The 26,327-nt window shown below is 45.4% G+C and carries 25 protein-coding genes; 12 read left to right on the forward strand and 13 right to left on the reverse strand.

From position 1 onward, the window contains the following. Positions 1 to 22 precede the first annotated feature (22 nt). Together BTA51_RS07570 and BTA51_RS07575 are read right to left on the reverse strand one after the other, a co-directional pair. On the reverse strand, positions 23 to 808 hold the full coding sequence (locus tag BTA51_RS07570; protein ID WP_094706843.1) for a TatD family hydrolase: 786 nt from the start codon (positions 806 to 808) through the stop codon (positions 23 to 25). Positions 809 to 1,039: 231 nt separating this feature from the next. Next, entirely contained in the window at positions 1,040 to 1,390 is a 351-nt protein-coding gene (locus BTA51_RS07575; protein ID WP_094706844.1) for a PilZ domain-containing protein, read from the reverse strand. Between the two features lie 222 nt (positions 1,391 to 1,612). On the opposite strand from BTA51_RS07575, the gene BTA51_RS07580 reads away from it, so the two are divergent. Beyond that, on the forward strand, positions 1,613 to 2,521 hold the full coding sequence (locus BTA51_RS07580) for a metal ABC transporter substrate-binding protein (RefSeq protein WP_094706845.1): 909 nt from the start codon (positions 1,613 to 1,615) through the stop codon (positions 2,519 to 2,521). 68 nt (positions 2,522 to 2,589) lie between these two features. Here the strand turns inward: BTA51_RS07580 and BTA51_RS07585 are convergent, their stop codons facing one another. From BTA51_RS07585 to BTA51_RS07625, 9 genes are all read right to left on the reverse strand, one after another. Next, complete coding sequence (locus tag BTA51_RS07585; RefSeq protein WP_094706846.1) at positions 2,590 to 4,002, reverse strand: mannose-1-phosphate guanylyltransferase/mannose-6-phosphate isomerase; 1,413 nt, start codon at positions 4,000 to 4,002, stop codon at positions 2,590 to 2,592. Between the two features lie 190 nt (positions 4,003 to 4,192). After that, positions 4,193 to 5,506 carry a Wzz/FepE/Etk N-terminal domain-containing protein gene (locus tag BTA51_RS07590; protein WP_094706847.1) on the reverse strand — a complete coding sequence of 438 codons (1,314 nt, stop codon included), beginning with the start codon at positions 5,504 to 5,506 and terminating at the stop codon, positions 4,193 to 4,195. A gap of 118 nt (positions 5,507 to 5,624) precedes the next feature. Next, a complete protein-coding gene (locus tag BTA51_RS07595) occupies positions 5,625 to 6,545 on the reverse strand; it encodes a ketoacyl-ACP synthase III (protein WP_094706848.1) in 921 nt (306 codons plus the stop codon). Positions 6,546 to 6,993: 448 nt separating this feature from the next. Further along, complete coding sequence (locus BTA51_RS07600; protein ID WP_094706849.1) at positions 6,994 to 7,740, reverse strand: glycosyltransferase family 2 protein; 747 nt, start codon at positions 7,738 to 7,740, stop codon at positions 6,994 to 6,996. Between the two features lie 75 nt (positions 7,741 to 7,815). Further along, positions 7,816 to 8,889 (reverse strand): UDP-N-acetylglucosamine--undecaprenyl-phosphate N-acetylglucosaminephosphotransferase, encoded by a 1,074-nt coding sequence (gene wecA, locus BTA51_RS07605; protein WP_094706850.1) that lies wholly within the window; start codon positions 8,887 to 8,889, stop codon positions 7,816 to 7,818. Positions 8,890 to 8,907: 18 nt separating this feature from the next. Further along, a complete protein-coding gene (locus BTA51_RS07610) occupies positions 8,908 to 9,924 on the reverse strand; it encodes a Wzz/FepE/Etk N-terminal domain-containing protein (protein ID WP_210404785.1) in 1,017 nt (338 codons plus the stop codon). Between the two features lie 44 nt (positions 9,925 to 9,968). Further along, on the reverse strand, positions 9,969 to 12,464 hold the full coding sequence (locus tag BTA51_RS07615) for an SLBB domain-containing protein (protein ID WP_168188098.1): 2,496 nt from the start codon (positions 12,462 to 12,464) through the stop codon (positions 9,969 to 9,971). 4 nt (positions 12,465 to 12,468) lie between these two features. Continuing rightward, positions 12,469 to 13,953: a capsule assembly Wzi family protein gene (locus BTA51_RS07620; protein WP_246840965.1), complete on the reverse strand. Its 1,485-nt coding sequence runs from the start codon at positions 13,951 to 13,953 to the stop codon at positions 12,469 to 12,471. 242 nt (positions 13,954 to 14,195) lie between these two features. Continuing rightward, positions 14,196 to 14,552 carry a histone-like nucleoid-structuring protein, MvaT/MvaU family gene (locus BTA51_RS07625; protein WP_094706852.1) on the reverse strand — a complete coding sequence of 119 codons (357 nt, stop codon included), beginning with the start codon at positions 14,550 to 14,552 and terminating at the stop codon, positions 14,196 to 14,198. A 247-nt stretch (positions 14,553 to 14,799) separates the two neighbouring features. Here BTA51_RS07625 and BTA51_RS30630 point away from each other — a divergent pair, with 247 nt between their 5' ends. From BTA51_RS30630 to cysC, 4 genes are all read left to right on the forward strand, one after another. Beyond that, positions 14,800 to 15,102, forward strand: a complete 303-nt coding sequence (locus tag BTA51_RS30630) for a helix-hairpin-helix domain-containing protein (RefSeq protein WP_094706853.1) — start codon at positions 14,800 to 14,802, stop codon at positions 15,100 to 15,102. 203 nt (positions 15,103 to 15,305) lie between these two features. After that, positions 15,306 to 16,310, forward strand: coding sequence for a tRNA dihydrouridine(20/20a) synthase DusA (gene dusA, locus BTA51_RS07635; protein ID WP_256385708.1), 1,005 nt, complete (start codon positions 15,306 to 15,308; stop codon positions 16,308 to 16,310). 44 nt (positions 16,311 to 16,354) lie between these two features. Continuing rightward, positions 16,355 to 17,311 (forward strand): transaldolase, encoded by a 957-nt coding sequence (gene tal, locus BTA51_RS07640; RefSeq protein WP_094706854.1) that lies wholly within the window; start codon positions 16,355 to 16,357, stop codon positions 17,309 to 17,311. 120 nt (positions 17,312 to 17,431) lie between these two features. Next, positions 17,432 to 18,067 (forward strand): adenylyl-sulfate kinase, encoded by a 636-nt coding sequence (gene cysC / locus BTA51_RS07645; protein WP_094706855.1) that lies wholly within the window; start codon positions 17,432 to 17,434, stop codon positions 18,065 to 18,067. 89 nt (positions 18,068 to 18,156) lie between these two features. On the opposite strand, the gene BTA51_RS07650 is transcribed toward cysC, so the two are convergent. Further along, positions 18,157 to 18,861: an ABC transporter ATP-binding protein gene (locus BTA51_RS07650; protein ID WP_094706856.1), complete on the reverse strand. Its 705-nt coding sequence runs from the start codon at positions 18,859 to 18,861 to the stop codon at positions 18,157 to 18,159. Further along, positions 18,854 to 20,095: a lipoprotein-releasing ABC transporter permease subunit gene (locus tag BTA51_RS07655; RefSeq protein WP_094706857.1), complete on the reverse strand. Its 1,242-nt coding sequence runs from the start codon at positions 20,093 to 20,095 to the stop codon at positions 18,854 to 18,856. The genes BTA51_RS07650 and BTA51_RS07655 overlap by 8 nt, the downstream gene beginning before the upstream one ends. Before the next feature lie 209 nt (positions 20,096 to 20,304). Here BTA51_RS07655 and BTA51_RS07660 point away from each other — a divergent pair, with 209 nt between their 5' ends. The 7 genes from BTA51_RS07660 to BTA51_RS07690 all read left to right on the forward strand — a co-directional run bounded on the left by BTA51_RS07660 (position 20,305) and on the right by BTA51_RS07690 (position 26,283). After that, the gene (locus tag BTA51_RS07660) at positions 20,305 to 20,904 is read left to right on the forward strand and encodes a PilZ domain-containing protein (RefSeq protein WP_094706858.1); all 600 of its coding nucleotides are present in this window, start codon (positions 20,305 to 20,307) and stop codon (positions 20,902 to 20,904) included. Positions 20,905 to 21,038: 134 nt separating this feature from the next. Then, entirely contained in the window at positions 21,039 to 21,341 is a 303-nt protein-coding gene (locus tag BTA51_RS07665; RefSeq protein WP_094706859.1) for a hypothetical protein, read from the forward strand. Between the two features lie 46 nt (positions 21,342 to 21,387). Next, positions 21,388 to 22,422 (forward strand): agmatine/peptidylarginine deiminase, encoded by a 1,035-nt coding sequence (locus BTA51_RS07670; RefSeq protein WP_094706860.1) that lies wholly within the window; start codon positions 21,388 to 21,390, stop codon positions 22,420 to 22,422. Positions 22,423 to 22,542: 120 nt separating this feature from the next. Next, positions 22,543 to 23,451, forward strand: coding sequence for a MoxR family ATPase (locus tag BTA51_RS07675; RefSeq protein ID WP_094706861.1), 909 nt, complete (start codon positions 22,543 to 22,545; stop codon positions 23,449 to 23,451). Positions 23,452 to 23,633: 182 nt separating this feature from the next. Beyond that, complete coding sequence (trxB, locus tag BTA51_RS07680) at positions 23,634 to 24,581, forward strand: thioredoxin-disulfide reductase (protein WP_094706862.1); 948 nt, start codon at positions 23,634 to 23,636, stop codon at positions 24,579 to 24,581. Between the two features lie 177 nt (positions 24,582 to 24,758). Further along, entirely contained in the window at positions 24,759 to 25,460 is a 702-nt protein-coding gene (gene aat, locus BTA51_RS07685) for a leucyl/phenylalanyl-tRNA--protein transferase (RefSeq protein ID WP_094706863.1), read from the forward strand. 118 nt (positions 25,461 to 25,578) lie between these two features. Beyond that, positions 25,579 to 26,283 carry an arginyltransferase gene (locus BTA51_RS07690; protein WP_094706864.1) on the forward strand — a complete coding sequence of 235 codons (705 nt, stop codon included), beginning with the start codon at positions 25,579 to 25,581 and terminating at the stop codon, positions 26,281 to 26,283. The last annotated feature ends 44 nt before the right edge of the window (positions 26,284 to 26,327 follow it).

Genomic DNA, 26,327 nt, shown 5'->3' on the forward strand with positions numbered 1-26,327 from the left:
TCCGCTTATTCAGGTATTTCATTTACTCAGGAAGCTTAAACAGTGATCTGAAATTTTCGGTTGTCGCCTGCCCCAGCTGCTCAAATCCAATCCCTTTCAGGTCAGCAACCCACTGAGCCACTTCGACGACCCACTTGGGCTGATTACTTTTCCCACGATAGGGAACCGGTGCCAGATATGGGCTGTCTGTCTCGACTAAAATCTTATCCATCGGCACTCGCCTGACGACCTCTCGCAAAGGCTCTGCATTCCGGAATGTTATGATCCCCGAGAATGAAATATAGAAACCAAGGTCAACCGCCGCTTCCGCCATTTCAAGTGACTCAGTAAAACAGTGGAGCACACCCGTAAGCCCTTGCGGTACATATTTTCGCAATAATGCCAAGGTGTCTTCGCGAGCCTCTCTGGTGTGAACAATGACCGGCTTTCCAATCTCACAGGCGACTTTTAGCTGCTTTTCAAATATCTGTCTCTGATTATCGGCAGTATCTGCGTCGTAGTAATAATCCAGACCGCATTCACCGACCGCGATAACTTTATCACTGGACAAAGCCAGTCTCTTTAACTCATCAGAGTCCAACTGATCCGCAGCTATTTTTGCTAATGGGTGGACTCCGGCGGAACACCATACATCGGGATACTTTTCAGCAATGGTCAGCACATCCTGAAAATTATCCAGATCAATATCCACACACAGAAATCCGGTCACACCTTTTTCCCGCGCTTCTTTCAGAGCCTCATCAAGGCTCCCTCCCACTTCTGACAGGTCAATTCTATCCAGATGACAATGTGAATCGACTAACGGCATGCGTAATCCAAACTATTTATGAAACATACAACTATATAAAGAAAAGAGCCGTCTCAGACAACCAGTCTGATCGGCTCTACAGACATTAGGACCTTCTGCCGTCCCGGCTTCCATTCTTCCCGGCTTTCATCTTTCCCGGTTACGATATCATCCATGTGATGATAGCAACGCAGAATAGCTGCCATGGCAATTCAAAAGGATCGACACAGAGTCGCTTAGGACTTGCAACAATTACATCGTATGGGTGGGGCGATCTGAAGTAAGAGCACCCGCCAGATAAGTCTCAATCTTATTCCTGGCGGTTTCATCTTCACCATTAAACTGAACACCGATTCCAGCCGCTCTATTTCCTTGTGCGCCTTTAGGAGTGACCCAAACGACTTTGCCGGCAACAGGAATCTTCTCCGGTTCATCCATCAGGTTCAGCAACAGAAAAACTTCATCCCCCAGCTGATATGACTTGGCAGTCGGTATAAATAAACCGCCGTTTCTAACAAACGGCATATAAGCGGCGTAAAGTACCGCCTTGTCCTTGATTGTGAGGGTTAATATTCCACTACGGGCTCCGAATTTTGGAGGCATGGGTCCGGTTTCCTTAGAGTTACTTCTGCCAACAGCCAGTGTTGCATTGCCAAACACGGAAAGCTGCACAGCTGTTTTTGCTTTAAATAGACACACTTAGTGTAGTGTATTCTGACGAGGATAAAAGTCTAGTGCTTACCAATTGTAGCGACAGGCTTTTCAAAAGCTGACTTCTATGTATAATTTGTTATGTTATAACCTTTCACCAACTGCAGTCTATTTATGCCCCATACTAAACCACTGTTTTTCCGATACCTTGGAAGCCTATTCGCCATCTTTTTATCTGTTGTGTCATGGCAAACCAGGGCAGAAACACCCACCTTCATCCTGACCTCAATCAAGCCTTTGGCTTTGATTCTCCAGGAGGCATACGGCGACTTGATAACTGTTGACTATCTGCTCCCTCCTCAGGCAAGTCCACATCATTACTCCTTAAAACCAAGTGATCTTCGAAAACTGAGTAAGGCAGATCTGTTCGTATGGGCCGGTCCAGGTCTCGAAAACTTTCTCCTGACCGTACTAAAAAACAATCCGGCGGACTTCCAGATCGCACTGATTGAAGAGATGGAGAAGTCACATCCCGAATTGCTGATCCACTTAAATGCTTTGACTGAGCATACAGACTCGGATCATTCCCATGAAGATCAACTTGTTGACCCCCACATCTGGCTCAACCGGGAAAATGCTGCCGCGATTGCACAATTGACCGGAATGCGGCTTGAGGAAGCAGGCGCAGATCCAGGTCGTATCTCTATGGCATTCAACACCTTCGAACAGAAGCTGACAAACCTTACTGGCACACAGACCACAAATTTAAACGAACTCCAATTGATCACTTATCACAACGCATATGCTTATTTAGCAAGGGACCTTAACCTCACAATCACCGACATAGTCACACCACAGACAGATGTAAACCCCGGCGCTAAACACTTGGTTCAACTCAAACAAAAAGCGATCGATCACCCCACCTGCGTGATTGTAGAACCTCAATTCAGCAGCAAGTTGGTTGACAAGATATTTGATCAGGAAGGTACAAAAATCATCGAAATTGATCCAATGGCGGGACAGTCTGCCACCTACACAGACTTCTTCAGCGACACTCTCAGAAAGCTGGAAAACTGCAAATAGGAAAACTCAAATAAAAAAGCAGTAGCCCGAAGACTACTGCTTTTTTTCATGCGAGAGGGAAAACTCGCCTATGCCCGACCGTAGGTATCATCAAATCGAACAATGTCGTCCTCACCCAGATAACTCCCTGTCTGCACCTCTATCAGCTCAACAGGAATAACGCCGGGATTTTCCAGGCGATGCACGACGCCTAACGGTATATAGGTAGACTGATCTTCTGTGAGAATCATTTCTTCCTCACCACGCGTCACCTTGGCAGTCCCGGACACGATCACCCAATGCTCAGCACGATGGTGGTGTTTCTGTAAAGACAAGCGCCCACCAGGCTTCACTGTAATGCGCTTCACTTGAAAACGCTCGGATCTGGCGATCCCTTCATAGGTTCCCCAAGGACGGTGCACTCTCTTGTGAAAGCGATACTCTTCCCGGTCCTGGGCTTTCACCTGGGCAACCAGTTTTTTAACATCCTGGACCCGGTCTTTATCCGCCACCATGACCACGTCATCGGTTTCCACAATAACGTGATTTTTCAGACCAATAGCAGCAATCAGACGCCCCTCAGAATGAATATAGGAACCTTCCACATCTTCGGTAATGACGTCACCGACTTTTACATTACCAGAGCCGTCTTTTTCCTGTATTTCCCACAAGGTGGACCAGGAACCGACATCACTCCAGCCAGCATCCAACGGAATAACCACAGCATCCTGGGTCTTTTCCATCACAGCATAGTCAATAGAATCATCAGGGCACGCCTCAAATGCTGCCTTGTCCACCCTCATGAAATCCAGATCCGCCTGACGGCCGGCATAGGCCTTCTCACAAGCCTCATAAATATCCGCTCTGAATTTCTTTAATTCTTGCAGATACCGATCTGCCCGGAACATAAACATGCCACTGTTCCAGTAGTATTTCCCGGAATCAAGATAGGTTTGGGCGGTCGCCTGATCAGGTTTCTCAACAAACTCTTCCACTGGCGCGGAATCAGAACCTGCGATATTTGCTTTGATGTATCCGTAGCCGGTATGAGGACTATCAGGAACAATACCGAAAGTTACCAGTTTCCCTTCAGAAGCTGCAGCCTTAGCCTTATCTACAGCCTCTACAAACACATCGGACTTACCAATGACATGGTCAGCTGGCAGTACTAACAAAATGCTGTCGGGGTCGTTCTCAATTGCCTGCATCGCCGCAACCGAAATTGCCGGAGCAGTATTTCGCCCCACAGGCTCCAGGATGATTGGCAGTCTGTCCAAGTCTTTGCGAACCTCAAGGGATTGCGCCACCAGAAACCGATGCTCTTCATTGGATACAACCGAGATTTTCCCTGCTCCCCCCAACTGCGAAACTCGCGCAATAGTCTCCTCCAGGAGACTTTGACCACAGGTAAGGTTTAGGAATTGCTTGGGGTATGCTTCACGAGAGAGAGGCCAAAGACGAGAACCTGAGCCTCCGCACAAGATTACGGTCGCAAGCGACATGATCAATTTATCCTTGATATCGAATGGTCTATTAAGGTAACCCAGTTACCTGCTTTATGTTATGGGTTTCATATTTACTTAGCCGGGCGACTTTGACAAATTTAAATATAGTTATCGCCACAGCTCATTTCAGAAGTAGATAGTATTCAGGATAGCGAACTCTGCAGGATAGCGAAATTACAAATACCTTTCAGGAGCCCCCTCTTATCTTTAGCACAACTCCAGAGTGTGAACCATTTCCATGCGCTTTTACCTTACGTCGTCGGTTTCCCTCAACAAACACAGCCACAAACAACGCAACAATCGCTGCCAATGACACCCCAAAAACCGCTATGGATAGTCTGTCAGGCTTTATGGCTTCACCCGTGATGCTTGCAGGCTTACTGATTTGATAAAGCATAATCCCTTCAAAACTTGGATCTTTCACCTTTAAATCATCCGCTTCTTCCATCAACTCCGGAAGCTCATCGATGTAGGGATCATCTGACGCTCTATTTTTCAACTGCGTTAGCTCTGGATCATTTATTATCGCCTCGATACGGCTATCAATCTCATTTACCTCCTTAAGAAAAATGACATCTCCCTTCCTCTTGGAGAGAATTTCTTGCAGAGCTTTTAGATATCTAACTCCCATCAAATACAGAGGGGCACTCTGACTTCCTGAAGTATTTGTCTCGCCGCCATCAGTTATTAAGTTAGCCTGAGGATGGGGATCTTCTATATTGAGACTTTCAGCGATAACCAAAGATTCCCTCACTCTTTCCAGAGTCGCCTTTTGATTTCGACTTGCGAGATCAATCAAAGCTCTCTTATTATTTTTCAGCTGACTAATTTCCAGTGAGCGCTTTGCTTCTAGCCGCTTTATTTTCTGCTCTCTTTTAAAAGCAGCAGTCTTACGAAGTGTAGAAATCCTAGTATTTATTTGATCCAATCGTTGATGCGTTATCCTAAATAATTGATGCTTCAGATCCATTAGTAAAGATTTGTTGGTATACACCACATATTCGTTTAGCAACTTGACGGCTACAGCTTCGTCTGAACTCCGAAATCCCAATTCAATCAGCGAGGGATACTCAATATATGCATCTCGGCCACCATAAGGTTCAAGCATTACAACCTCAAGCGAACTGATAAAACTATTTATTGAGAGATCCTCTGCGACCTTCGCATCAATCCTCTCCCCCTCATTTATGGAAGGCATATATTCTGATAGATAGAGCCTGAAATTCACTTCTGAGCGAAGTGCTTGATAAAATCTGCGAAACAATTCCCGACCTTCCATTTTAACCACACTTTCCTGATTAAAATGTTCCACATGGGCATCATTGGGTAAAGAGATATGAATAACAGGCTTATATATTTGCGGAGAGCCGAGAGCTATTCCCAAAGCGATTGCAGCGCCGATCAGAGTAATAGTAAAAACCATTTTCCAGCGCTTTATGACATCCCAAAATAGCTGCCCCAAGTCTACTTCATTACCTTGAGGAACTTGATATTGGTTCATATTGATCACTTTCTACAGCATGGATTAGAGCTGCCCCATTCTATCTGAATGGCTCTAGTCTTCCAATGATGTAGAAACCTGAAGTGTTAGTTAGCAGCGGGAAAAATGAAAAATTTTGTCAATCCCTCATTAATACAACGCTTCCCCAGCTCACTCCAACACCAAAGCCTGACAACAAAATACTCTGCGCATCATTTTCATTTGCGAGAATCATAGGGATAGATGAGGACACTGTATTACCATAAGAAGATGCTTCAAAAGGAACTTTGGCAGGATCAAGTTCCATTCGCTTGATAATCATGTTGACAATAAATTTACTCCCCTGATGCAGAATAAACTTATCGATATCTGCCAACTGAAAATTGTTGACTGAGAGGGTTTCCCGAATATTGTCCGGAACAATATTTGCGCAAAAATCCAAAACTGCTCGACCAGCCATTTCGAACTTACGATCAGATGCACGTACTTGAATAGCCTCATTCCTGGAACCATCCGTGCCGAATATACTCTTTCCGATTTGCCATTTAGGCTGATCGCTCATCAGAGTTACGGTTGCCGCATCTCCAAAAAGCAAGGACGTATTCTTGTCGTTCATATCGATAACTTTCGAGTAAGGATCCGCTGTAATCAACAATCCTTTTTTGTATCCGTTAGCCTCCATGAACGACTTGATAATGGACAAACTATAGACATATCCAGAACATCCCAAAGATACGTCAAAGCATGCACAGTTACTGGGGAGATCTAATTTTCCATGCACAATTGCAGAAGTGTGAGGCAAGCCATAGTTATCAGGATTCTGGGTACAAACGATAAGACACTCAATTTCAGACAGTATCTCACCTTTCTCAATCAGTAACTGATTAACAGCCTTTACGCACAGATCAGAAGTATCATCACCTTTGTCTTTTACAGCCAACTCAACCATTCCGATTTTATCGGAAATAAAGGAGTCGTTTATTTCAAATTGCTCCAATCTGGACAGGTTTTCTATCCGACTCATTGGAAGATAGGTGCTAATGTGTTCTATTCCGATCATTTTGAATCCGGTTTCTGTGCACGTGTACTGCGTGTGCTTACGCCTCACTGTTGACTCATAGTTTAAGTATTTATAGCGACAAGGAAATTCGACCTTAATCTATAAATCAATTTGCCAAATACATCTTCCTCAAGACACCAGATCACTGGAGCCGTTAGACTCGACAAACTACCGACTTGGCTTTGCAACCTTCCACATGTAAAACAGAGAGACTAATTAAACTCTCAAGGATTTGGACTGTCTCATATATCTATGTGACGGTGATTCTGAATAGCCCGGCTACTCCTTGCGAGCCTACTCAACAGACTTATTACCGTGATATGAAGCTGCGATTAGACTCGAGTATGGCATCCTGAAATACCTATCTCTGCTGGCACAACTCTAATTGCAACCAAGAGGGTCAAGTAGACAAAATGCAGCCAACACTGACAAGAAAAACGTAAAGCTACTATCGATTAATGAACTGCGGAATTTTAGAGATATTCTTCCATATCAATGGAAATAAAGGCGATATACCATTAGCTTTCAAAGCCTGAAAATCCTCTTTGGATTTTATAAGAATATTCTTCAGGCTTCTATTACTGGCACCACCTGTCTTCATTCTCACCAACACATCAGGGATGTATTTCGCGTCCAAACTATTTTTCCACAAGTATCGAAGTATAGAATCGTAGTCAGCAGCAATCTTATACCCCAGACTAAATCCACCGTACTTTTGATAATGCTTCCTCTTCATGTAAAACGTAGGGTGAGGCGGCATCCAACCAAAGCCTATCTTTCGCCTATTAAACTTCCCACTTACCCACTTCCTAATGACCTTACTTTCATCTATACCTGACACATATTCAAGATCACCATATACAGCATCAACTCCAGTATGCTCAAAGGCCTGAGAAATTTTAGTTAAAACGCTGTTAGAAGCATAGACGTCATCCGAGTGCAGAAATCCAATTACATCCCCGGTAGCCAGCGCAATACCTTTATTCAGAGCATCATATATTCCACCGTCCTTCTCTGAAACGAGTATATCCACCTTAACGCCAGAGTCTCTTATAATTTTTAAAGTATTATCTCTGGAGCCACCATCAATAACTATGTACTCAATATTTTCATAATCTTGAGCGGACATAGAATCCAGAGTTTCCTTTATTGTATCCTCACTATTCCATGTCGCTGTAATAACACTAATTTTCATAATTTAAAGCCGAAGCACAACAGAGTAATTTAAACCTTACTTATACAATACTACATCAATATTCAGTACTGGTAGCTAGCGTGCGCCCTGGACACCAGTCCTACTTAACAAACGACGTATCCTACTTACAGCCCTCCATATATACTGTAGCTGCCAACAATACAATGCAAATACCGATAAAAATAGAGACAATGAAACCCACTCTTTAACTTCCAGTAGTTGCATGGCAACACCAAACATCGCAAGCAAAGATGCGGTCAATGTTATTACTAGAAGAGCCTGCCTTGAAGTAAAACCCGCTCGAATAAATATATGATGGAGATGATTTCTATCAGGCTTAAACGGCGATTCGCCTTTTAGCATTCGGCGACACATTATTGCAGCCATATCCATTAATGGCACAGCTATGATCCATAGTGCTGTCACTGAGTGAAATGCAACTTCCTCTTCTTGAGTACCCACAACAAGTAGCCATACGACAGTGAAACCAATAAGCATACTCCCTGCATCGCCCATAAAAATCTTCTTTGCTTTTTTGCTTGGCCACCCCAGATTAAACATCAAATAGGCCAATATCGCTCCCATAAAAAATACCGGAAGGAACAACCAATAACTGTCCACAAGCGCCAATAAAAATGCCAATGACGAGAAGCTTACCAAACTTAAACAACCTACTAAGCCATCAATCCCATCAACCATATTGAAAGCATTTATCCCTCCCATTACAGCAACTATTGTAAAAAGAACACCTCCATATCCCAACTCAACTATGCCGAATCCCAAAAGATCTCCAAGATCATCAATGTATAGCCCCGCCCCAATGATCATTATTAAAGCAGCTAGAGTCTGCGCCAATAAACGATATGAGACCTTCAAATCATAACGGTCATCCAACGCACCAATAGTTACTACCAAAGTGGAAGCCAATAAATAAAGATCAACTTGCCAACCGCTATCCACATAGAATACGATTTCGAATATCACCGCAAAAAATATAGCAATTCCACCGACTAAAGGAACATTGCCTGAGTGTCGCTTCCTTGCGTTTGGCACATCAACTAACCCCACCTTTACTGCAATAGGGTTTACCGCACTAACAGCTATAAAGCTCAATATGAATGCAATCAATATTGCAACAAAGATATCCATATTTGCTCCCGAGGAAGATTATTTTTTATTAAAATATCGAACTAGTACAGCCAGAACAGCGATCATCATCCCAGCAAAACCACCAACAAAAACAATCAAAAACCTCTTGGGTCTACTCCTTTCTTCAGGAACAATGGCTGGATCAACGATTTTAAAAACATATTCATCTCTTATTTCAGCAAACATCACTTTTTTCGTTTGCTCTTCTATTAATTGATATAGCATCGCTTTTGCATCAGCAACAACAGTTTTCTCAACTTGAGCCTCAAGGTAGGAAATGCTCTTCTTTGCATCCAGCAAATCTCTATTCTTCATTTCCTTGTTAATATCTTCTACTAATGCCATAACCCATTGCTGAGCAAGATCGGGAGAAAAATATTCAACGGCAAGGTATACCATTCCAGTCTGCTTATCTTGCGTTACAGCCATAATTGCCTGGAATGCTCTCGTTGCTTCCAACAGAGTAGGCTGAGCCACAGCGGGAGGCTTAACCTTCCTAATCCATTGCTGTGTATTTACATCAAATACTTTTTCATTAATAACAAGGCTATTAGAGGAAGCATCCCACCCCTTTGCAGCCAGCAAAGGTACCATGAGATCATGCGCTTGTATAAATTTTCCTATGAACTCTCTCGACTTCAAGACTTCTAACGAGAGCACCAGCTTATCCGAACCACTACCACCAAAGCTAATACCAGCCAAGCCAGTAAGTCCGCCAAACTGCCCTGCCAGGGACCCAAAAGCACTTTTCTGCTCCACTGCTGGGGCCAAAGTTACCTCAGACTCATACTTGTCTGGAAGACTAAGAGAATAGAAAACAGCACCGCCGGCAAACACAGCTGCAAACAGAATTATTACCCACTTGCCAGCCCACAAGACTGAAATTAACTCAAATAAGTCCAGCTCTCTCTTATTTTCACTAGCTCTCTCCCAAATAGAAGGAATTATTTCTCCTTTTTCTGGCAATAGCCCCCGCTTTGCATGATTAGAACTCATCTCTGCCCATTGTCTCATTTTTTTAATCGATAATATCATCGCCTCACTACTACACTTGTAGCAGTTATTACGTTAACCCCTACCTATAAACTTCCTACGGCAGCAGCACCAAGAGCAATTTGATAGAATATTTGACTAACATTGGTCCAAAGCTGAAGGCTATTCAGTCGATCTGTGTCAATAGGCACGACAATTGTGTCTCCATTACTAAGATCTATCTGCTGAGAAGAAAACCACCCGCTGTTACTAGGAAGCCATATCGAACCATTTGCCCTTACCACATAAACTCTGCTTCCATCAGCCTCAGAAGTTTCCCCCCCACTCAACTTTATATAATCGTCAACGGTCAATCCATGCTTATATAAATGACTGGTGGAAAACTGAACTTCTCCGATCACCGTAATAGACTGAGATATCTGAGGAACATACAGGGTATCCCCATCCTGCAGCACTACGTCTTGAGCTTTATTGCCTTCAACTATCTGCTTTAGATCAACAACCAGCCTACCAAGGGGCTTTGAGGATTTTACTTGCTCCAGAATTCCTTGCAATGTAGAGACATCTTCTGAACGGACTTCTCCACTGGCATTTGCCGCTTCAATTTGCAATGAGGCTAAATCTCTTTGAAGGCGATCCTGGGCGTCTTTCAATCTCTCCGCCTCCAGATCCGCAAGATTTTTTCTGGTAAAGACCGCTCCCTCTGGAAATGCAATATCGGTCAACCCACCTGCTCGACTCAGAAGATCAGAAAGAGCTTGCCCTCTGGTTAAGGTATACTCTCCAGGAAACAAAACCTCCCCCTCTATACGAATGGTCATCCGTAATGCGTAATCCGGGATTCGCTTAATAAATATTCTGTCGCGACCCTCAAATTTAAAATAGTCTTCTTTATTTAATAAGTCAGTAATATTTACAGGAATTATCTGGGTTTTTACCTGCCCATCTTCCGACTTCGTAATTCTTGAAACTTCAGCATTTGCTGTGAAGGCACTATCTAACAACCCTCCCGCAGCCATTATGAGATTTTCGACACTCTGATTTTGCGGCAGTGGATACTCACCAGGAAACCGCACCTCTCCTGCGATACTTACTATTTTTTGAGGCTCTCCCGGCCTCGCTTGCTGCTCAAGCTTTAAATTAACTGGCGTTAATAGCTCAAGGCGAGCTTCTCCCGCTTTAAATACAATTAAAGAATCTAATTCATCCAACTGGAGATCATATTGAGAGCCTGGCTGACTAATAGCCTGAGCGAGACTAACTGCCGTTGTTGACACTTCTCTCTTTTCGTTTATTTCTCGAACCAACAAGGCATAGTTCAAATCAGCGGAATCATTCAAATCCAATCTTAAAGATGGGAGAAGATCGGATATACGCAATCCTTTATGCCAGGCATAATTACCAGGGCGCACAACATCACCACTGATAGAAACATACCCCTCAGCCAATTCATTTACAGAGCCAACATATATAGAATCACCATTTTCCAAACCCAGATTTTTAGGGGCTGCACTTGTCAAATCTACATCTAGAATTTCTGTATTCCGCCCCCGCTTCACCCGACTCATCTTGACGGCAGACAGATTTGCGCGAGGCATCAATCCGCCGGCTAAATCAATAGCCTGAGAGATATTTCTTTCTGACTTAATTTCGTACATTGCAGGTCTTCTGACCTCTCCATCAACAGAGACGGTTTTACCTACGGAAGGTATAAACACCACATCCCCAGGAAGAAGCCTTAAATCTTTACTGGTATCCCCAGCCAAGAGAAGCTCATATAAATCAAGAGTACTAATTAGTTTTCCATTTCGTTTTAACTGAACATTCCTTAATGATCCACTTTCCAATATTCCGCCACTAACGTACAAAGCATTTGTAATAGTAGAAAGTGAACTCACTGTGTAAGAACCCGGGACCCTTGCCTCTCCAAGGACAAACACTCGCATGCTTCGCAATTCACCTAATGAAATAGAACTTTCCACTCCAATATAGCGCTCTTTAACGAGCTGACTGAGTTCGCGCTTAACTTCTATAAAACTGAGACCGGCAACACTGACAGGACCAACATCAGGCATTTGAATAGTCCCATCTCGAGTTACCGTCATATCTACAATGCGATTTTCTTTTCCGTACAACTGGAGTTTTATGACGTCTCCAGGTCCGACAATATATTCGGCCGGCACTGGAATTTCTGTAACCGGCGCAAAAGTGGTAGGCACTCCTGCAAATAAGTCATAACCAAATGGCTTCAAATCTTTGTCAAAAAGCCCCTTCTTAGAGAAGCCTTCTGATTCCTCTTCACTAAAAAGACTATCCGAGACTTCATTAGCAGTATTGGAGAGATCAACACTCTCCGTTAGGGGCTTCACAACTTCAACGTTTTCAAACTTGCTTCGCTCATATGATTGCATATGATTCTGCATAGAACCTATATCGATCCCCATTTTTTTTGCCAGCTGCTCCCTTTGAGCTGCCGGCAACTCCATAAATATTTGAATTTGCTCTTTGGTGAGATTCTGAGGCACTGCTGCCTGTATGGATGTCGTAAGGATGAATAATAAGCAGACAACGAATCTTAACATGAAATTAAAACCTGTATGTTCCTTCGGCTGACAGAGCAAAATGACCACTATTTGTATAGTCGTTTGCCATTTCTTCACTATAGACATTCATACCCACGCGATAGCGTAAAGCATTCCATTCATCTTGGTACTCTAACCTATATGCCATCAATTTTTTCTGATTAAAGCTTACATGCGGAAGAGCCCCACTGCTGGAAGCATCATCATTCAATTCAATATAGCTAGTAGAAAATGTGAGCAGGCTGTCATCCTGCTGTATTAATGACACTCCCAACGTAACCATTTTAGAATCATTATCAATTGAGGCCCCCAAAGTTCGCCCCTTATATCGATATCCATTTTGATAGATAGAGTGACTGTAAAATGTATTTACATAGTCTTTTCCAGTAAAAAGCCTTCCAGCTCTGGTATCCACATACTCCACATATGTATTGATGCTCGAGCTATTTAACCGAAAATTACTTTCCAAACCTACAAGACCCGCAGTCTTTGAGGGTAAACCACCTGCTTCATCCTCTCCTATTGCCTGAATATATCCTGCACTAGGCAATCCATTAACACGAAATGAATAACGAACATCTATACCGCCTAGTTGATTACCTGGCTCATTTTCTTCGGTAACCCCCCCATCATCCCGGTTATCCTTACCAATCATCAAATTATATAGCGAAGAAAGCGTTTCTGGTCTTCCCTCTCCACCCCATTGAGCCACCCTTGTGATTCCTACCTCCAGTGGCTGAACCGGCCGAAACGAGAACCTTGCACCAAGAAACTTTGCATCGGAAATGTACCGATCCCTCTCAAGCTGCCCTAAAAAAAGATCCAGACTCCAGGGCCCCACCCACTTGAGCCAGTTACTGTCTGGCGTAGAATCATTGTTTCGCTTGATATAGATACCAGGCACAGGTCGTGCATTTGTCGAAAGTACAAGGCTGGATTGCCAACCCGCCCCCCACCACCGATCTACAGCGCCAATACCTATAATCCAATTCCCCCACAACCCGGCTATGTATGAACCATCCAAACGGCCTATAGGACTATCACTGTAGTCTCCTTCTACCATACTAGCCTTTATACCTAACGCCCAACTATTTCCTATGGCATCAAGCTTGCCCCAAAGCTCGTTATTTTCACCATAGGCATCACCATATTTTTTCAAAAGCGGAGCCTCTGATGATGCTCTTGCTCCTGCTTCTACTTTAACAGCCCTGGATCTGTCTCTGGATAATTCATATGAAATATAGTCATAGGCCACCCTCGCTGAGGGTGAGAAAATATGATTTCGAGAAATTCTAGATAGCTCCCGCTGAATACTGGCCCAATTGACCGGCCAAGCAGTAACGTTCAGACTGATGTACCCTGAATCTACAAGCAATTGAAGACTTTGGCGCAGCCTGACGTCATCAATAGACGTCCATGGAGCGGCAATAACAGCGGAACTTCCCGATAACACCATGGCTATCAGGTAAGTTATAAGTAGGCCCTTCACAGAACTTTCATTCCTTCAGCAACCGACATCCAGTCAGTTTCATTTATTATGGTTTGAAATGATTATAGGGAAGAGAACTTTCAAATGACAATGACAAATCAAGGATTTGGATTAGACCAAATGGCAATCTGAGCTACAGATACAGAAAGGCCGCATGAATTGCTCGAAATTCATACGGCCTTTAAAATTATTTAATCTAGAAGGTTGAAAGGAAAACTCAACCTAGAAAGTGACATCTATGACTATTTAACCAGCCAGCTATCTACCGCGTCTTTACCATATTCTTCACGCCAAGCGTTAAGAGTTTTATGATTTCCACCGCGAGTCTTAACTGTTTCACCGGTTTTAGGGTTTTTATATGTCTTTAATGGACGAGTTCCGCGACGCTTATCAGCGGCACCCTTTGCATCAGCCTTGGCTTTGCCCCACATTTTCAATACATCATCCTGGGACACGCCAAACTTATCCATTAACTTATCAAGTTCATTCTGGAATTTAAGCGTTTGCTTTAAAGACTCATCACTCTCCAAAGCTTCGAGACGCTTCTTCAAGTTTTCCATTTCGGACTTGGCTTCTATATATGCAGCAAGTTTATTCATTCAGACTGACTCCACCTCTAAAAGAGTTCATCAAAGTTGATTGTTAGATACAACAAACTTATCACAAATAAGTTGAATATCAATTTATACGATAAACAAAAATTATCAAGACATATCTACAATTTCTTACAATTGTACGCTAGCGCCTACATCAGATTCAGTGATTTCTAATATTCAAAAAAAATAATGACAATTAATATTGTTTTCGCAGTTTCGATTGCAAGGAAAATATTCAAAGGAGTGAACCATGGAAAAAATCTTTTCTGCTATAGTATTTGTTTTGGCAATGACATTTATTAACAGCGCCTACGCTGAAACTTCCGAACCCCCCATCCAGAAAATTGCATCCATCGAGAAAGTCAATATTAACACCGCCGATGCGAATACCATTGCAACAACTCTAAAAGGTATTGGGCTAAAAAAAGCAGAGGCCATTGTAGAATTTCGAAATACAAATGGAGCTTTTATGACAATAGACGAACTTGCATTGGTAAAGGGAATCGGAAATAAAACTGTCGATGCCAACCGCAGCTTGATCGCTATTAAATAGCGCTATTTACCCCGCAGGGAACCCGGACCTCTATCAGATTGCAATGGAAACTGCCTCTATTTCACTCCGGGCTCCCTCAACCTCGAACTAACTACTATTTCCCCCATCAGCAGTCTAAGACTACAAGGCTTAAATGAGTTAGAATATGGTGGTTTACACCATTGCAAACCATACCCACTTTAATACGTAGTCTGGAATTATCTGTGCCAACCAAAGTGACCACCCCATTCAGCCGAAAGTTTTCTATTGCTCCAATGATGGACTGGACTGATCGCCACTATCGTTATCTGGCGAGACTTATTAGTCGCCACTCATTGTTATATACCGAGATGATAACAACTGGAGCTATTCTATTTGGGGATAAATCAAGATTTTTGGACTTTAACCCGGAAGAACACCCAATCGCTGTACAATTAGGTGGCAGTGACCCAAAACAGTTAGCTGAATGTTCCAAGTTATGTGAGCAATGGGGTTATGATGAAATTAATTTAAATGTTGGCTGCCCAAGCGATCGCGTTCAGAACAATATGATTGGCGCCTGCCTGATGGCAGAAAAAGAACTTGTATCGGATTGCCTTAAAGCTATGCGTGATACCGTCGATATCCCGGTTACAATAAAACATCGGATCGGTATCGACCATCTTGAAAGTGAAGAATTTCTTATTGATTTTGTTGACACGCTCCAGCAGGCAGGTACAACCACTTTCATTATTCATGCGCGTAAAGCCATTCTAAAAGGCCTTAGTCCAAAGCAAAATCGTGAGGTCCCTCCATTAATATATGAGCGCGTGTATAAAATAAAACAACTATTTCCAACACTGGAAATTATCATCAATGGGGGCATTAAGAGTCTCGACGAAACAAAAATCCATCTCCAGCATGTTGATGGAGTTATGGTTGGAAGAGAGGCTTATCAGCGCCCCTGGGTGTTGGCTGATATCGACCATCATCTGTTCGACGGCCCGGTTCTGGAGGACTCCGCCCTGGATATTGGCTATCAATACCTAAATTATATCGAGAACCAATACGCTAATGGCTTGCCAATATGGCATATGGTCCGGCATAGTCTGGGACTATTTCACGGACAGAAAGGCGGCAAGGTATTTCGGCGCCATTTAAGTCAGAATGCAGTAAAGAAAGATGCCACACCGGCTGTTTTTGAAGAAGCATTAAAAATCATGTCATCTTTCAGCAATACTGTGGCTTAAGTTCTGACCCATAGATTAAGACCAATGACCAAGGAGCAGTGTTAATGAGTTCCAAGCTACAGCAGCTACGCACTATGACATCCGTCGTAGCAGATACCGGCGATATTAAAGCAATAAAATTGCATAAACCGGACGACGCGACAACCAACCCAAGCTTATTACTTAAGGCGGCCTCTCTGCCGGAATATACTTCATATATAGATGAAGCCATTTCCCATGGAGCTTCCTGTCCGGGTACCGCCCAACAAAAAGCCGTAGCTGCTTGCGACTATCTTGCCGTAAGAATTGGTAAAGAGATCTCCATGGTCGTACCAGGATATGTATCCACTGAAGTAGATGCGCGACTATCTTTCAGCACTCAAGACACAATCGACAAAGCTCATCACTTGATTGATCTATATAAATCCGTTGGGGTTCCCAAAGAAAGGATACTGATCAAGATCGCTTCTACTTGGGAAGGCATTCGAGCCGCTGAAGTTTTGCAAAAAGAAGGGATTAACTGCAATTTGACGCTTTTATTCTCATTCTGCCAGGCAGTAGCCTGCGCTGAAGCCGGTGCATTTTTGATATCCCCCTTTGTCGGCCGTATATATGACTGGTATAAAAAGGCATGGGGCAAGGACCACATTGAACCCCAGGAAGACCCAGGTGTTCAGTCCGTATCGAACATATACCGGTATTACAAGCAGCATGGCTACAACACAATAGTGATGGGCGCGAGCTTCAGGACTACTGGTCAAATTATTGCTTTGGCAGGGTGTGACAAACTCACCATCAGCCCAGACCTCCTGGCCGAATTGGATGACGATCAGTCGGCCTTGGATCGCGCACTGGACTATACCGGTGAATCCAGCCCCCCACCTGCCCCCATAACAGAGGCACAATTCAGATGGGAGCTGAATGAAGACGCCATGGCAACAGAGAAGTTGGCAGAAGGAATTCGCAAGTTTGCCGAAGACCAGGTAAAGCTGGAAAACATGATGCTATCCAGACTTGGCTAAGAATTTTACGACCTAGCTATTTACAACATAGCTTTTTACAACACGGCAATTTACAACATAGTTAGCAGAGGTATGCGCCTACCCCGCTAAGCTTTTTCAATAGATGCAGGAAACCAATTGATGACAGATACCAATATTGTCTGGCACAACTACAAACTCAACAAGAATCACCGAGCTGCCATCAAAAACCAGAAGCCTTGTGCCATCTGGTTGACAGGCCTGAGTGGCGCCGGCAAATCCACTTTGGCAGAAGCTCTCGACCGAGTTCTCCACGGTAATGGGTATCACACCTACGGTTTGGACGGCGACAATGTGCGGCACGGATTAAACAAAGACCTGGGCTTTTCCGATAGGGATAGGGTAGAAAATATTCGTCGGGTGGGCGAAGCGGCCAAACTGATGGTCGATGCGGGATTGATCGTGGTCACGGCGTTTATATCTCCATTTCGCAAGGACCGTGAAATGGTACGTTCGCTATTTGCCCCTACGGAATTTATCGAGGTCTACATCAGCACTCCTATTGAGGATTGCGAAAAAAGAGATCCCAAAGGTCTATACAAAAAAGCGCGTGCCGGATTAATCAAGAACTTCACTGGTATCGATTCCCCCTATGAAGCTCCTGAAGATCCGGAAATCGACGTGGATACCAGCAAATTGAGCATTGATGAAGCAGTAAAGGCTGTCATCGATTATCTGGAAAAGGGCGGTTTCCTTTGTGCTCCTGAAAATGTAGAAGCACCTTCCGAAACATCCTAATCTTTGTCTATAGCGGCAGGTGGTTCATAGATCACACCACCTGTCGCTTTCAATCAAACGGGCAAACGACAGAACATCAATTCGGATTCCTAACCTAAGGACTCCATTTCATGCTCCCGCACCAAGTGACCATCCTTCAGGCGATAGGTCTTACTCATTTTCGCAGCTAACGCCGGGTCATGAGTTACCAACACAAATGCCGTCTGGTTATCTTTGACCAACTCCCACAGCAGCTGCTGAACCGAATCCGCCGAGTCTGGATCGAGATTTCCCGTAGGCTCATCCATCAATACGCAGGAGGGCCTGGGCGCGATAGCACGAGCAATCGCCACCCGTTGACGCTCACCACCAGAGAGCTGGCCAGGCTTATGGGCAAGTCGATGCCCCAACCCCACTCTCTCCAGCCATTCTGCCGCTTCCTTTTGAGCCTTTGATGGCGACTCACCTTTAATAAGCAAAGGCATGGCGACATTTTCAAGAGCACTAAACTCCGGCAAGAGATGATGAAACTGATAAACAAAACCAACATGATGGTTCCGGAGCCTGGCCTTTGCCTTTTCTTTTAAGGCAGCCGCTTTTTTCCCCGCAATATATACATCACCACTGGATGGAGCATCCAAAGCCCCAAGAATATTCAGAAGTGTTGACTTACCGGATCCCGACGCCCCGACAATAGCCAGCGTTTCCCCAGGGGTGACATCAAGATCGATCCCTCTCAGGATCTCGATAGTTTCTTTCCCCTGCACGTAGGATTTGTGCACAGCCTGGCAACTCAATACGAGTTCATTATTCATAGCGCAGAGCCTCCGCAGGTTCAATTTTGGACGCCCGGTAAGCGGGATAAATCGTAGCCAGGAAGCTTATCGCCAAAGTGCAGGCACTAATCACACCCACGTCGCTCCATTGCAGCTCTGATGGCAAATAGCTGATGAAGTAGACGTCTGAACTAAGGAATTGCGTGCCCAGCAGATCCTCCAGCCCGGCAATAATAGAACTGATATTAGTTGCAAGCAGCACTCCAAATAGCACACCTAGCCCTGTTCCGATGACGCCGATCAGAGTTCCCTGAACCATAAATACCCGTAAAATCGAACCCGGTGTTGCGCCCATCGTACGCAAAATAGCGATATCCGCCTTTTTATCGGTGACCACCATGACCAAAGTGGAAACTATATTGAATGCAGCCACCGCGATAATCATCATCAGCAACAGGCCCACCATGGTTTTTTCCATCCTGATGGCCTGAAACAGATTACCGTGTGTTCGAGTCCAGTCACTTGCGTAATAACCACTCCCCAACTGGCTGGCAATTCCCCAAGCGATCTTCTGGGAAGCAAAGAGATTCTCCATACGCAACCGCAGCCCTTCAATGGCATTCCCCAGACGTTTGAGCTTTGCTGCATCGTCTATGTGCACCATGGCCAGCGTCCCGTCGAGTTCAGCACCTACACTGAAGATCCCGACGACCGTCAACCTTTTCATACGGGGAAACACTCCGGCAGGGGTGACTGAAGCTTCCGGCAGAATGATCGTAATTTTATCCCCTATCCTTGCCCGCAATGACCGCGCCAGGAGGTCACCAATGACAATGCCGAAGTCACCCGATTTCAGATCCGTCAGACTTCCCTGCACCATATGATTTTGGACGATCGAAACATTTTGCTCTGCAACAGGATCGATACCATTTATCAATATCCCATGCACATTCCCTTCCGCCGTCGCCATTCCCTGAGCCTGAATAAATGGAGCCACCCCCTCTACACCAGGAGTATTCTCGATTTTTTTCTGCAGGTCCTGCCAGTCGGTCATCGGGGAGTAACTCTTGACCACCGCATGAGGAACCATCCCCAGAATTCTCTGACGAAGCTCCCGATCGAATCCATTCATGACAGACATCACGGTGATCAACACCAATACACCCAGTATCAGTCCAATCATCGAAGTAAGGGAGATAAACGAGATAAAATGGTTATCCCGCTTTGCCGCGGTATAGCGCAAGCCAACAAACAGGCTTAAAGGTTTATACATTCAATACCAACTTTTCTATTTGAACAGGTATTCGTTTACAGAAACCGGATGTGGAAGCACATTACCGGACACCACACATTACCAGATACCATGTAAGTCTTAAAAATGGCGTAAAACTATAATCGATTGAAATACTGAGGACTACTACGGTTAGTTAATTTCGTCCTACACTAATAAAAGAATTGATTTTTAACCCCGAAGGATGGTTCATGAGGCAACGAGGCAAACCCGATAATCGCAGAGATTTCTTTCGAATCAAGGACAGAGGACTGATCGAATATGTCCTCTATGACAACATAGCGCCAGGGTTTGAGCAGTTTTTCCGCCATCCAGTCTATTTCGAGCTGATCAATGAACTGCAAGCCCTCGATGTAGAATTTCAGCATATGCTGAGCCACATTCCCGATAGTGAAAGGACTGCGGCTGCACTAATTAAAATCCTCAACAAGAAAATCGACCTGATCGCCAGAACCGTGACCATGGTGGAGACCAATATTTCGGACGACAGCATTCAAGAGATGGACATCAGTGAAGGCGGAATGGCATTTTGCACCTCTACTGAGCTGAAGGTGGGGCAAAAGATGGCGATCAAATTTACTGCGGTACCTGCTTATCTGTCTATTGCCTCGCTGGCGGAAGTCATCTCCTGCGATTCCATTGCCTATGAAGATGAAGACAGCGGTCATTCGAGCAGATTTCAAGTCAGAGTCAACTTCGTTGACATGGACGAACACCAACGCCAACTGATCGCCCGCTATATCCTGAAAATCCAACAACAGGCGCGACGCAGGGAATTAGCCAAAAACTGATACCAAATGTTAGGCAAACATGCGACAGTTCAAAAGTTTAAGGCTACACTCTAATAAAGTTATTAAGATATCCATTATAGTATGCATATTAGGATCTCTTATTTGGTAACAAACTGTTTTGATAGGAAATATCGATGCAACGTCAACTAAAATCCAATCTGGGACGGGTACTTGCATGCAGCATTCTGCTGGCAGCTTCTTTAACTTCACATGCTGAGGAGCTCAAAACTCCTGTTATGAACCAGGGAGACCGGCAAACTGTCAACTTGCCCAGAAGTGGCCAGGATATGAGTTCCGTTGAGTCCCAGTTCGGGCAACCCATCTCCACCAAAGGTCCTGTGGGCACTCCCCCTATTACAGTTTGGGATTACCCTGGCTACACCGTTTACTTTGAGGGACAAACCGTCATTCATGCGGTTCTTAAGCCCAAAAACTAATTGACAACAATTTTAGAATTTCATCAACATCATTTCGGAAACCTGAGTGAGCAATATTGTCCTACCCGCCGAATGGGCTCCCCAATGCGCTGTTCTGTTAACCTGGCCGCATGAGCAAACCGACTGGGCTGAAAATTTACCCCAAGTCGAAACCACCTTTCTTGAAATTGCCAAGGCTGTATGCAAATACCAAAACCTGATCATCAGTTGTCAGTCTTTCGACAGGTTGGAAAAGATCGCAGACGCGCTGCATGCAGCTGGCATACCACCTGAAAAGGTAGGTCTCTATTGTGTCCCATCTAATGATAGCTGGTGTCGAGACCATGGCCCAATCACCGTCTATGATGGTCACACCCCGGTACTGTTGGATTTCCGCTTCAACGCCTGGGGCGGCAAATTCGACTATGAAAAAGATGACCAGATTACCACCAGCCTTCTTGAGCTCGGGGCGTTCGATGGAGCAGCTATCCGTCACATCCCCTATATTCTCGAGGGTGGCTCAATTGAATCAGATGGCCAGGGAACCGTTATGACCACTTCTGAGTGCGTCTTAACGGCAACAAGAAATCCAGATGCCACAAAGGAATCCGTCGAAGCCAGCTTTAAAGAATATTTTGGCGCCAGTCGGGTACTCTGGCTAGATCACGGCTATCTGGCCGGAGACGACACCGACAGCCACATTGATACTCTGGCCCGGTTCTGTGACGAAGAAACTATCTGCTATGTTCAGTGCAATGATCCTTCAGATGAACATTATGACGCTCTGAAGAAAATGGAAGGTCAGCTGCAAGCCGCTCGCAAAGCAGACGGCAGCCCTTACAAGCTGATTCCTCTACCGATGGCTGACGCCTGCTTTGACGATGAAGGACACAGACTTCCCGCCACTTACGCCAACTTTCTGATCATCAATGGCGCTGTGCTAGCACCTGTTTATGGCGTCCCACAAGACCAGGAAGCCATCAGCCAACTGAAGTTCTGCTTCCCTGACCGGACAATTGAGGCTATCGATTGCCGCAGCCTGATAGAACAACACGGAAGTCTGCATTGCGTTACCATGCAACTTCCAGACGGCGTTATCTGAAGGCATCAACACTTGTTTCGAGCTAGCGCTTGTTTCGAGCCAATACTTGTTCTGAAATGGAAGGCAACGCCTTCCATTTTTATCTGGACCAACAGGCAAACAGGACCCCGATAAGCATACATGACTACTTTAATCCAACGGACAATCGATCAGATCGGCACCGTCGTTCTGGGTAAGCAAAGACAGATCAAGCTTGCACTGACCTGCCTGCTATGCGAAGGACACCTGCTCATAGAGGATTTGCCCGGCATGGGAAAAACCACTCTGTCCCATGCGATTGCTCAAAGTCTTGGTCTGTCTTACAACCGAATTCAATTCACCAGTGACCTTTTGCCTTCAGACCTTATTGGCATCAACCTTTTTGATCGCAACAAATCAGAGTTCACCTTTCACAAGGGGCCTCTTTTTGCGCAAATTGTACTGGCGGACGAAATCAACCGCTCTACACCTAAGGCACAAAGTGCTTTGCTGGAAGCCATGGAAGAGCGCCAGATCAGCGTGGAGGGTACAACCTACCCTCTTCCCCGGCCCTTTTTTGTTATTGCCACTCAAAACCCGACAGAGCAATCCGGCACCTTTCTCTTGCCGGAGTCTCAAATGGACCGATTTTTTATGCGCATTCACCTCGGCTACCCAACGCCCGAGGCAGAGAGAGAACTCCTTCTGGGGCACGACAGAACAGCGCTACTTCAGTCCATAAAACCTTGCATGTCACAGGAAGAGTTGAGCTCTCTCCAGAAACTGGTACCTCAAGTGAAGTGCACAGGCCCACTCTTGGACTACGTCCAGCGTATTATCAGCTTTACGCGTCAAAATGCAGAATTCAAAGATGGACTCTCCCCCCGCGGAGGCATCGCACTACTTCGGGCGGCCAAGTCCTGGGCGTTAGTCGAAGGCAGAGAGCATGTGCTACCGGATGATATTCAGGCAGTGCTTCCTTCTGTGGTTGAGCACCGGCTTGGAGGATCAAGCAAGTCCGATCACTACCCCCTAAGCACCAAAATAATCAGAGAAGTAGAAGTCATCTAGATCACGAGAAGATCGACGACTCACTACAACCTTGGGTTGAAAAAAACTTTGGATACATTGCCGCTGCCAATCTGGATCATTGGTTAAATTAATCAATTCCCCCTTGGAATTGTGGTACCTTTACCGCATTTACTCACCATCGAGTGCACCACATTATCTATTTGGAAGTAAGGATTTTATTCATGAGCGAATCTCGGCATATCAAACTGCTGATCCTGGGATCTGGGCCTGCCGGCTATACTGCTGCGGTATATGCTGCACGAGCGAACCTTGACCCAGTCATTATTACCGGCATGCAGATGGGGGGGCAGTTGACCACCACTACAGACGTTGACAACTGGCCTGGTGATGATTCCGGCGTTCAGGGGCCGGAACTGATGCAACGGATGCAGAAGCATGCCGAGCGCTTTGAAACTGAGATCGTTTTTGACCATATTCATACCGCTGACCTCAGCAATAAGCCCTTCACTCTAATTGGCGACCAAGGCACTTATACTTGCGACGCCCTGATCATCGCGACAGGTGCTTCCGCCCAATATCTTGGTCTCGACTCTGAAGAGGCGTTCAAAGGCAAAGGAGTTAGCGCTTGCGCTACCTGCGATGGCTTTTTCTATCGCAAGCAGAAAGTAGCAGTCGTTGGCGGCGGTAACACCGCTGTGGAAGAAGCCCTGTACCTCTCCAATATCGCAGCAGAAGTCGTCCTGGTTCACCGCCGTGACTCGCTTCGTGCAGAGAAGATCCTTCAAGACAAACTGTTCGAAAAAGAGCAGAACGGCAATATTCGCATTGTCTGGGATCACACAGTCGATGAGGTTTTAGGGGACGACACCGGAGTAACCGGCCTGCGCATCAAAAGCACGAAAGGTGGAGACACTCAGGACTTGGAAGTTAGCGGAGTGTTTATCGCTATCGGCCACAAGCCCAACACAGACATTTTCGAAGGCCAGCTGGAAATGAAAGACGGCTACCTCAAAATCCAGTCGGGCACGGAAGGTAATGCCACCCAGACCAGCGTTGAAGGTGTGTTTGCCGCCGGAGACGTTGCCGACCATGTATATCGTCAAGCGGTCACTTCAGCCGGATTCGGTTGCATGGCCGCCCTGGATGCGGAAAAGTATCTGGACCAGTAAGCTGTCCTGCTGACCCTAGGTGAATGCTAACCTGGACAGGTCAGCCACCTTCCACCTATCCTTCTCGACCGGAGGTGTATTATGCATCTCCGGTTTCTTTTTATAATGGATACACCATATTGCTAGCCTAAGGGCTTGTTGATATTCCATCACCCATGACTAACTAGCTGTGCCTCAATGACAGAACTCTCCTGGCTTGATCGCGAAATCATGTTCCCCCACCCCAGTACCGCGCTGGAGGAACCCAATGGACTGCTCTGCATGGGAGGCGACCTGAGCCCGGAACGACTGCTGCGGGCCTACCGAATGGGGATATTCCCCTGGTTTAGCGAAGACCAGCCCATTCTCTGGTGGTCTCCGGATCCACGCTGCATTATGGAACTCAGTGAAATACACATCTCCCGAAGCATGAGAAGGGTCTTTAACAGCCAAAAGTTTCAGTATTCTTTTGATACATCCTTTGAAGCCGTAATCAAGTCCTGTGCCGCTCCCCGCGCCTATTGTTCGGAAACCTGGATAACGCAGGATATGCAGCTCGCCTACATATATCTCGCAAGGCTTGGCTTCGCCCACAGCATAGAAATATGGGAAGGCAGCGAACTGGTTGGGGGGCTCTACGGAATTGCGATGGGCCGATGTTTTTTTGGTGAATCCATGTTCTCCAAACGCACCAACGCTTCCAAAGCAGCCTTTATCGTATTGGCCAAACACCTACACTCATGGGGTTACCAGCTTTTCGACTGCCAGGTTCCCAACCCCCATCTTTTATCTCTTGGCGCTTCTTCTATTCCAAGAGAGCAGTTTTTGACTATACTTGCAGAAAATATTGATCAAAACCTGAGCCACGAATGGCTGATTGACCAGAGTCTCATTGGATAGTTCGAGGCTCTGCAATACAAGAAAGTAGCGCAGTGCCCATCCCCAGGAGCGTTCCGCTCCGGCGAACTCCCAATAAGAATCTAACTCCGGCTACCGCGGAACAGCGAGAGTATTGTCCATGTCAAACATGCGTACGTTGGTGTTTTACGCCACCCCAGAACATCCTTGCAGCTATTTGAATGATCGGCTGGCAACCACTATGTTTGTCGACCCCAAAGCGGATGTTGATCAATCTCTTTATACCCGACTTTCACAGCTGGGCTTTCGGCGCAGCGGTCACCATTACTATAAGCCCCGATGTAACGGATGCAATGCCTGCATTCCTGTCCGGATTCCGGTGGCCAGATTCGAACCCAGTCGAAGCCAGCAACGGACCTGGACAAAAAACAAGGATTTGCAGGTCATAAAATGCGAACCTCGCTTTCGGCAGGATCATTTTGCCCTTTATCAACGATATATCAATGAACGTCACCGGGATGGCGACATGTTTCCGCCAACTCTGGACCAGTATGAGTCTTTTCTACTGGAATCCAGAGAAGACACTCAGTTTGTAGAGTTTCGCCACCAGTCACGGCTTCTCGGAGTCGCAGTGACTGATACCACTCAAGACGGGTTATCTTCGATATATACGTTTTTTGATCCTTCCGAATCCAGAAGAGCGCTCGGTGTATTTGGTATTCTATGGCAGATCGAGGAGGCGAAATGCAGACAACTCCCCTACCTCTACCTTGGCTACTGGATTCGGAACTGCAATAAGATGTCTTATAAAACCAATTATCGCCCCATAGAAGTGTTAGTCAGAGACAACTGGGTCAGTATTTAACAGTTCTTTCCCGATTGCGCTTTGCACTTTGGTTATAATTAAGG

Source organism: Hahella sp. CCB-MM4 (assembly GCF_002260525.1).
Lineage (GTDB): Bacteria > Pseudomonadota > Gammaproteobacteria > Pseudomonadales > Oleiphilaceae > Hahella.

What these genes read in the sequence shown, in the direction of transcription:
- BTA51_RS07625 (WP_094706852.1), bottom strand. Translation starts at nt 14,552, where the DNA reads ATGAATAAACTTGCTGCATATATAGAAGCCAAGTCCGAAATGGAAAAC.
- tal (WP_094706854.1), top strand. Translation starts at nt 16,355, where the DNA reads ATGAGTTCCAAGCTACAGCAGCTACGCACTATGACATCCGTCGTAGCA.
- BTA51_RS07610 (WP_210404785.1), bottom strand. Translation starts at nt 9,924, where the DNA reads ATGATATTATCGATTAAAAAAATGAGACAATGGGCAGAGATGAGTTCT.
- BTA51_RS07590 (WP_094706847.1), bottom strand. Translation starts at nt 5,506, where the DNA reads ATGAACCAATATCAAGTTCCTCAAGGTAATGAAGTAGACTTGGGGCAG.
- BTA51_RS07570 (WP_094706843.1), bottom strand. Translation starts at nt 808, where the DNA reads ATGCCGTTAGTCGATTCACATTGTCATCTGGATAGAATTGACCTGTCA.
- BTA51_RS07585 (WP_094706846.1), bottom strand. Translation starts at nt 4,002, where the DNA reads ATGTCGCTTGCGACCGTAATCTTGTGCGGAGGCTCAGGTTCTCGTCTT.
- BTA51_RS07690 (WP_094706864.1), top strand. Translation starts at nt 25,579, where the DNA reads ATGTCAAACATGCGTACGTTGGTGTTTTACGCCACCCCAGAACATCCT.
- cysC (WP_094706855.1), top strand. Translation starts at nt 17,432, where the DNA reads ATGACAGATACCAATATTGTCTGGCACAACTACAAACTCAACAAGAAT.
- wecA (WP_094706850.1), bottom strand. Translation starts at nt 8,889, where the DNA reads ATGGATATCTTTGTTGCAATATTGATTGCATTCATATTGAGCTTTATA.
- BTA51_RS07580 (WP_094706845.1), top strand. Translation starts at nt 1,613, where the DNA reads ATGCCCCATACTAAACCACTGTTTTTCCGATACCTTGGAAGCCTATTC.
- BTA51_RS07675 (WP_094706861.1), top strand. Translation starts at nt 22,543, where the DNA reads ATGACTACTTTAATCCAACGGACAATCGATCAGATCGGCACCGTCGTT.
- BTA51_RS07665 (WP_094706859.1), top strand. Translation starts at nt 21,039, where the DNA reads ATGCAACGTCAACTAAAATCCAATCTGGGACGGGTACTTGCATGCAGC.
- BTA51_RS07650 (WP_094706856.1), bottom strand. Translation starts at nt 18,861, where the DNA reads ATGAATAATGAACTCGTATTGAGTTGCCAGGCTGTGCACAAATCCTAC.
- BTA51_RS30630 (WP_094706853.1), top strand. Translation starts at nt 14,800, where the DNA reads ATGGAAAAAATCTTTTCTGCTATAGTATTTGTTTTGGCAATGACATTT.
- BTA51_RS07655 (WP_094706857.1), bottom strand. Translation starts at nt 20,095, where the DNA reads ATGTATAAACCTTTAAGCCTGTTTGTTGGCTTGCGCTATACCGCGGCA.
- BTA51_RS07615 (WP_168188098.1), bottom strand. Translation starts at nt 12,464, where the DNA reads ATGTTAAGATTCGTTGTCTGCTTATTATTCATCCTTACGACATCCATA.
- BTA51_RS07660 (WP_094706858.1), top strand. Translation starts at nt 20,305, where the DNA reads ATGAGGCAACGAGGCAAACCCGATAATCGCAGAGATTTCTTTCGAATC.
- aat (WP_094706863.1), top strand. Translation starts at nt 24,759, where the DNA reads ATGACAGAACTCTCCTGGCTTGATCGCGAAATCATGTTCCCCCACCCC.
- BTA51_RS07600 (WP_094706849.1), bottom strand. Translation starts at nt 7,740, where the DNA reads ATGAAAATTAGTGTTATTACAGCGACATGGAATAGTGAGGATACAATA.
- BTA51_RS07595 (WP_094706848.1), bottom strand. Translation starts at nt 6,545, where the DNA reads ATGATCGGAATAGAACACATTAGCACCTATCTTCCAATGAGTCGGATA.
- trxB (WP_094706862.1), top strand. Translation starts at nt 23,634, where the DNA reads ATGAGCGAATCTCGGCATATCAAACTGCTGATCCTGGGATCTGGGCCT.
- BTA51_RS07575 (WP_094706844.1), bottom strand. Translation starts at nt 1,390, where the DNA reads ATGCCTCCAAAATTCGGAGCCCGTAGTGGAATATTAACCCTCACAATC.